Origin of the sequence: Kitasatospora sp. NPDC056531, assembly GCF_042794375.1 — a bacterium.
Lineage (GTDB): Bacteria > Actinomycetota > Actinomycetes > Streptomycetales > Streptomycetaceae > Kitasatospora.
The window spans coordinates 1-1,637 of the sequence record NZ_JBHTTU010000336.1; the positions used below are offsets into that span (position 1 = coordinate 1).

2 protein-coding genes and 2 pseudogenes are annotated in these 1,637 nt (G+C 70.8%); 2 read left to right on the top strand and 2 right to left on the bottom strand.

The window, feature by feature from the left end; genetic code table 11:
* Positions 1 to 11: 11 nt before the first annotated feature.
* Both ACFQ87_RS46210 and ACFQ87_RS46215 read right to left on the bottom strand, forming a co-directional pair.
* The gene (locus ACFQ87_RS46210; RefSeq protein WP_380617045.1) at positions 12 to 527 is read right to left on the bottom strand and encodes a LysR substrate-binding domain-containing protein; all 516 of its coding nucleotides are present in this window, start codon (positions 525 to 527) and stop codon (positions 12 to 14) included.
* Between the two features lie 4 nt (positions 528 to 531).
* Positions 532 to 627, bottom strand: a pseudogene (locus tag ACFQ87_RS46215) (DNA-binding response regulator); the annotation flags it as partial.
* Positions 628 to 738: 111 nt separating this feature from the next.
* Between ACFQ87_RS46215 and ACFQ87_RS46220 the strand changes: the two are divergent.
* Entirely contained in the window at positions 739 to 1,233 is a 495-nt protein-coding gene (locus ACFQ87_RS46220; RefSeq protein WP_380617046.1) for a hypothetical protein, read from the top strand.
* A gap of 213 nt (positions 1,234 to 1,446) precedes the next feature.
* A pseudogene (locus ACFQ87_RS46225) lies at positions 1,447 to 1,637 on the top strand (methyltransferase); the annotation flags it as partial.

Genomic DNA, 1,637 nt, shown 5'->3' on the forward strand with positions numbered 1-1,637 from the left:
GGCCTGCGTGCCTAGTGTGCTGAGCGCCGGAAGGCGGACCGGACCGCGTCGACGAAGGACCGGACCCTGGCGGTCTCCGCGGCCCGGGGCCAGACGAGCCCCCATTCCAGCGTCGGCGCGTCGGACACCGGGACATAGCTGAGGTCGGGGCGCGGTACGGCGCGGGCCACGTGCTCGGCCACCAGGACGAGTCCCTGCCCGACCGACGCGAAGGCGAGCGCCTCCATGAGCGTCTCCGCCGAGGGGCCGTCGGGGATCGGCCGGCCGTCGGACGTGAACTCCGGTGAGACGGCCGAGGTCCAGTAGTGCGGTGCCGCGCTGCCCGCGACGCGGACGACGGCGTCGCGGGTCAGGTCCGAGAGCTCCACCGACGCCCGGGCCGCGAGTGGGTGGCGGACGGGGACGGCGACGGTCAACGACTCCCGGAAGGCCGGTGCGCTCGCGACGAGATCGGGCTCGCGGACCGGCAGCCAGCAGGCGAGGACGTCCGTCTCCCCCTGACGCAGGAGCGCGAAGGGATCGGTCACCCCCGAGCGGGTCGCTCTGGCGGCGGACCAGCAGCTGGGCGACCACCTCGGGATCGAGCGCGGCACCACCGCCGGCGACCCGGTGCAGGGCCTCGATGAACGGTACCTAGCACCACCATCAAGTCGGATAGGAGCGCTACTGCCTCGGGCGCGCGCGAACGACATGCTGATGTTGTGCCCGAGGAGCGGGCACGGGAGGGAGTCAGGTGTCATGGCGAGCACTCAGCTGACCGGCGTTCATTCGCTCCGTCTGGTCCGCGGGGACGCCGGTTCGGGCTCCGGTGTCCCGCGGATCCTTCCGAAGGCCGCGGCCGCTTCGACGTTCCCCCTGCTGCTTCGCCGGGCGGCCACGGTCCTCACCGTGCTCGGGCTGGCGATGATTCCCTGGCTGGTCTTCCTGCACACCGGGCTGTCGGCCACCGCTCAGGCCTCGCACTGGGCCTGGACGTGGACGGGTCTGGACAGCTTTGAGGCGCTCGGCCTGCTCTCCACCGGACTGCTCCTCAGGCGCGGCGACTGCCGGGCCTGCCTGACCTCCGCCGCGACCTCGGCCCTGCTGCTGGTCGACGCCTGGTTCGACACCATGACGGCTGCCCCGGGTTCGGACTTCAAGCTGGCGGTGCTGATGGCGGTCTTCGCCGAGTTGCCGCTGGCGGTGGCCTGCGCGGTTCTCGCGACCCGGACCTTCCCTCGGCCGGGCCGCTGAGCGGAAGAGCTCGTGACGTGATCGGCGCTTGCGGTCCGGTCCGTTTCGGGAAGTCCCCGGCCTGCCGCAACGGCGGTCCACGGGCGGTTCGTTCGGCCCGCTCGGGTCGACTGCCGACAAAGTCGGCGCTGACGCAAGCAGATTGCACACAAACACAACTGATTGACCATCAGAGATGCTTCGATGGCCCAATCGGACATTTGGGGAGGAATTATGAGGCATTCGCGGGCATTGATCGGCGCGGGCGCTGCCGCCGCCGTCGCCACCTGGTGGTTCACCGACTCCGCGCCGTACCCGTACTCTCAGCGCTGGCTGCTCGACCTGCCGCTGCCGTTCCTGACTCTGAAGCGTCTGGACCACGTGCTGCAGGCCCGAGAGGGCGAGAGGATCCTGGAGATAGGCCC